Origin of the sequence: Mycobacterium sp. (assembly GCF_050701675.1) — a bacterium.
GTDB lineage: Bacteria > Actinomycetota > Actinomycetes > Mycobacteriales > Mycobacteriaceae > Mycobacterium.
Genome location: NZ_JBOGDD010000953.1, coordinates 1 through 4,426, shown reverse-complemented (window position 1 = coordinate 4,426; position 4,426 = coordinate 1). Strand labels below are relative to the sequence as shown.

Sequence of the window (4,426 nt, the reverse complement as noted above, 5' to 3'; positions counted from 1 at the left end):
AGTGGCGGTAGAACCCCCCGTGGGTCAAGCCGGCGGACTCCATGAGATCTGCCACCCCGACGTTCCCGATGCCTTCGGCGCGGAACCGTCGGCTGGCCGTCTCCACGATCCGCTGCCGCGTCCGTGCCTTCTCCGTCGCACTCACACGTGCCATGACGCTCCTCTGGCATCTCTTTAGATGACGATAATCATCGCACGCGCCTGCGGAGGGTGAACCAGACCGCTTGGGCCTACCCGCCTGGGACCACGACCACCAACTCGTTGCCCTTGCGCTCGACGCGCATGCCCGCCCGGCGGGCGAGTACTGCGACCCCTGCCGCGTCGTCGGGCTCGGACCTGCTCGAGGCCAGCACCCTGGCCAGCCTGCCCTTGTGGGCCTTGTTGAAGTGGCTGACCACGGTTCGTCTCCCGTCGGGATGCTCGGCGACCACGTCGACGTCCACGGCACCGGGCAGCCTGCCCAGCGCTGCGTAGGAACCCGACCTGAGGTCGACGATCAACTCCTCGGTCGCCAGCCGTGCCAGTGCCGGCTCCAGGATGGGCCGCCACCTGGCGGCGAGGGTCGCACTGCCGGGAAGCTTCGATCCGGCCGACAGTCGGTAGGCGGGCACGGCGTCCTCCGCGCGAAGCAGGCCGAACAGCGCCGAGCCGACGGCCAGGCGTGACCGTGCCCGCGAAGCCGCTGTGCCACGCAGAGATTCGACGTCCAGAGCGTCGTACAGCACACCGGTGTACCGCAAGATGGCAGGCATCGTCGGAGCGGTGCGCAGCCGGGCGTTGCGATCGATCTCGCCGTCCTGGGACGCGGAGATGCCCAGCGCTCGTCGGGCAGCGGGACGGTCGGCGGTCAACGCGACGAGTTCGTCGACGAGTGCGCCGCGCAACGGACCCAGTTCCGGCGAGCTCAACGACTCCAAGCGCAGGGGCGGCCCGTCGCCCCCGTCGCGCTTGGTCTCCGACGGCGGCAGCAGCACGATCACCGCCAAGAGGTTAGCCGTAGGCGAGCAGGAGCGGGACGCGCTGCTCCGCGCTGGTGAGTGAGCCATGGTGTCCGATGAGCGCCGACTCGACGGGCTCCACAGTGCGGCGCACCATGACGGTCGCGTCGCGGCCGGCGGCCACGACGTCTCCGATCCGCTGCCGGACGTCGTCGGCGATCCGCTCGCCGAACCAGCCCGCGGCGATCGCCTCGTCGCGTGACACCACCCAGGCCCGGTCACCGAGCGTCTCCCGCCAGGCCGCCAGCACCGCCTCGGCGGCTCCGTCGTCGGTGTAGACGTGCCGCGCCCGTGCCTCACCGCCGATCGCGGCGACACCGTCGAGCAGTGCCGCGCTGCCATCGACGTCCACTCGGTCCGCATCTGCGACGCCCACCATGCCGTGATCGGCGACGACGGCCAGCAGACCGCCGGGCGGAAGGCTCTCCACCACGGACGCCACCAGCTGGTCGACCTGCCGCAGCTGTAGGCGCCACGCCAGGGAACCCGGCCCGTGGAGGTGGCCGAGGAGGTCCAGGTCGCCGTGGTAGCCGTAGCAGAAGCCCCGGCCCGCGATCGCCTCCTGCACACCCGCGGCGAGGTCACCGAGTCCGTGGACGCCGACGTATCGGGCCCCGCGGAGCACCGCACGGGTCAACCCGGAGTCGGCGAACTGTGCCTTCGATACGACGCTCACCGCGAAACCCGACGATGCCGCCCTCTCGAACACCGTCGGCAGAGGCTGCACCCGCTCGGGTGGCACCGAGTCGCGCAGGTCCTCGCCCCATGGATGCGGCCGCCACTGCAGGGCGTTGACCACACCGGCGCCGGGCAACCTGAAGGTGTAGCCGACCATTCCGTGCTCGCCGCTGCGGCAGCCGGTTCCGACGGCGGCAAGTCCGGCGGCGGTCGTGGACGGGAAGCCGACGCTCAGCGTCCGCCCACGTAGCGCCGACAACACCGGGGCGTCCTCGCAGTGCTGGTCGAGCAGTTCGGCGCCGAGCCCGTCGATCAGCAGCACGCAGGCGCCGGAGAGTCCGCTGGGCAGGGGGATGCGGCGCTCGAAGTCCGGTGCGCCCATCGCCGCCAGGACCGACGGAACCACGTCGGCGAGGTGGGGGAGCGCTCGATCGGGGTGCGGGAGTTCCACGACTTACGAGCCTGCCACAGCGCGGCAAGCCCCTGCCGGGTACTTTCGGGCTCCGCGGCGTGGACTACGTCGCGTGACGCATACGCTCATTGCATGCGTCAGGCGGTGAGCGGATCGGTCGTGACCGCCCTGGGGTTGAGCGCCATGCTGATGGGGTGCGCGCCCGCGGACCAGGTCGCCGCCCTCCCGTCCGTGTCTTCGTTGGGTTCCGGCATCGCCGCCGAACCGCTGGCCATCGGGTCGGCGGCAAGCCCGCCGCCGCGCGGCCGGACCCCCGCCGACGACGCGCTGTCGATCGGGGCGGCTGGCGTCGACACGACCGGTGGGTCCATTCCCGACGGCCAGATGATCTCGCCGTTCGACGTCGAGAATCCCGTCGTCGGGCTGCTCGATCCCTCGCTTGCCAACGCCATTCAGGAGGCCACCAAGGCCGCTGCCGCCGACGGCGTCGACGTGAAGCTGACGTCGGGTTGGCGGTCCAAGGGTTTTCAGAAGCGGCTCTTCGACGATGCGGTCGCCACCTACGGCAGCGCGGACGTGGCGAGCCAGTTCGTCGCGTCCCCCGACGTGTCGATGCACGTGCTCGGCAAGGCCGTGGACGTCGGCCCCACCAACGCGGACGACTGGATGATTCGCAACGGCGCGCGCTTCGGTCTGTGTCAGATCTACGCCAACGAGATCTGGCACTTCGAGCTCGCCCTCGACGCGCAAGGCAACTGCCCTGCGCTGAGGCCGAACGCGGCCGGGTAGCGCCTGGCTCTGAAGTCTCAGCCCGCTATGATCGAATCGCCTTGCACCGAGACGGGTTTCGCCTCCAACGGCTTCTTCGCCGGACCGTGGTCTACCGAGCCGTCGAGATTGAACTTGCCGCCGTGGCACGGGCAGACGATCTTCCCGTCGGTCACCTCCGAGACATTGCAACCGGCATGCGTGCACACCGTTGAGAAGCCCTTGAAGTCCCCAGGGGTGGGTTGGGTGATGACGATGCCGCCGACGATCAGGCCGGACCCGACGGGCACGGCCGTCGTCTTGGCGAGCGGGCCGGACACCGGACCGGACCCCGGTGTGCCCGATGCTCCAGAACCAGCGGGCGCCGAGCTCGCCGCCTCCGAACCCGCAGGCGTCTTGCCGTAGGTGCTGCACGCCGCCACTGCCGAGGCGAGGGCGCCGAGGCCGGCGCCGACGATGACCGTTCTGCGTCGCGGACGAATCTCTTTGAGCATGTCGAGGGGATCCTTCTGGCCGTAGTAATGCGGAACCGAGTAATGCGGAACCGTGCGGGGCTGTGCACGGTCGTCAACGATTGTGGCCCCGTGGGGCGATGGGGGAACCGGAACCTAGAAAGTGATCCCACTGGTCTGCAGGAACCAGAACGACGACGTCAGCCAGATGAAGACCAGGACGAAGAACACCAGCCCACCCGCGATGGGAATGATCCAGCCGGGAAGACCCTTGCGCGTGAGCAGCAGCATCTTCGCGACGAACGCGCCGTAGAAGAAACACCCGAAGAGGGAGTGGAAGAGCACCCGCGTGTCGGTCGCCTGAAATCCGAGCGCGTACAGGCAGTGCACCGCGACGGGAACACTGGTGAGCACGGCCAGCCGTCCCGACCACACGTGTGCGGTGCGCATCCACGTCGGGGTCCGACCGCGCGGAAACAGCCCGTACATCGCGAAGGCCGAGGCGAACTGGAACAGTGCCAGCCCCAGCGCCAGCGTGGCGACCCACGTCTTCACGGCGGTGCCGCTGGAGAAGCCCGCCACGTTGACCGAGAAGAATTGCGGGTCATGGACTTTGCCGTACACCCCGAGTGCCACGGCGATGAGCGATCCGGCCAGCAGCGCGACTGCGATCGGCGTGCCGCCCGTCCGAATGGGCCTCGTCTCAAGCGACGCCATCGCCGCCCTCCCCGGTTGGGTACGACGAATCGACGTCGGCCGCGCTGAACTCCCACTTCTTCGCACCGATCGACAGGGTCCCGACCACCGACCGGCCCTGCAGCCGGCCCACCAGGCGGCTCGCTCCGTCCTCGCTCACCAGCGCGAGTGCGCCGTCGCCTGCGCTGCCCCGCAACCACGCCTCCATCGCGGCGCCGTCGCAGGCGTAGGCGGTGGCCTCGTGGCCGGTGACCGTGATGTCAAGGGTGATCGTCCCGCTCTTGGTCGGGATGGCGCCCGCGTACTTCGCCGCTGCGGGAAAGTTCATGCGTGGCGCACTGACGGCCGGCGGAGTGCCCTGCGGTGGCGCCGCCGCTGTCGTGGACTGCGCTACGGGTAACGGTGACGGCGCCACCTCGACT

5 protein-coding genes and 1 pseudogene are annotated in these 4,426 nt (G+C 69.7%); 1 reads left to right on the top strand and 5 read right to left on the bottom strand.

Translation table 11 applies throughout. The features are described 5' to 3' along the window. Positions 1-230 precede the first annotated feature (230 nt). Positions 231-980 carry a peroxide stress protein YaaA gene (gene yaaA / locus ACRDUX_RS28980; protein WP_526418976.1) on the bottom strand — a complete coding sequence of 250 codons (750 nt, stop codon included), beginning with the start codon at positions 978-980 and terminating at the stop codon, positions 231-233. Positions 981-990: 10 nt separating this feature from the next. Next, positions 991-2,127: an alkaline phosphatase family protein gene (locus tag ACRDUX_RS28975; RefSeq protein WP_526418974.1), complete on the bottom strand. Its 1,137-nt coding sequence runs from the start codon at positions 2,125-2,127 to the stop codon at positions 991-993. A 93-nt stretch (positions 2,128-2,220) separates the two neighbouring features. Here ACRDUX_RS28975 and ACRDUX_RS28970 point away from each other — a divergent pair, with 93 nt between their 5' ends. Next, the gene (locus tag ACRDUX_RS28970; RefSeq protein ID WP_526418973.1) at positions 2,221-2,877 is read left to right on the top strand and encodes a M15 family metallopeptidase; all 657 of its coding nucleotides are present in this window, start codon (positions 2,221-2,223) and stop codon (positions 2,875-2,877) included. Positions 2,878-2,894: 17 nt separating this feature from the next. Here ACRDUX_RS28970 and ACRDUX_RS28965 read toward each other — a convergent pair whose 3' ends face one another. The 3 genes and pseudogenes from ACRDUX_RS28965 to ACRDUX_RS28955 all read right to left on the bottom strand — a co-directional run. Then, positions 2,895-3,350 (bottom strand): Rieske (2Fe-2S) protein, encoded by a 456-nt coding sequence (locus ACRDUX_RS28965; protein ID WP_526418971.1) that lies wholly within the window; start codon positions 3,348-3,350, stop codon positions 2,895-2,897. A gap of 114 nt (positions 3,351-3,464) precedes the next feature. Further along, positions 3,465-4,025, bottom strand: coding sequence for a DUF6529 family protein (locus ACRDUX_RS28960; protein WP_526418969.1), 561 nt, complete (start codon positions 4,023-4,025; stop codon positions 3,465-3,467). Beyond that, positions 4,012-4,426 (bottom strand): annotated as a pseudogene (locus tag ACRDUX_RS28955) (hypothetical protein); the annotation flags it as partial. The gene ACRDUX_RS28960 and the pseudogene ACRDUX_RS28955, both read right to left, overlap by 14 nt.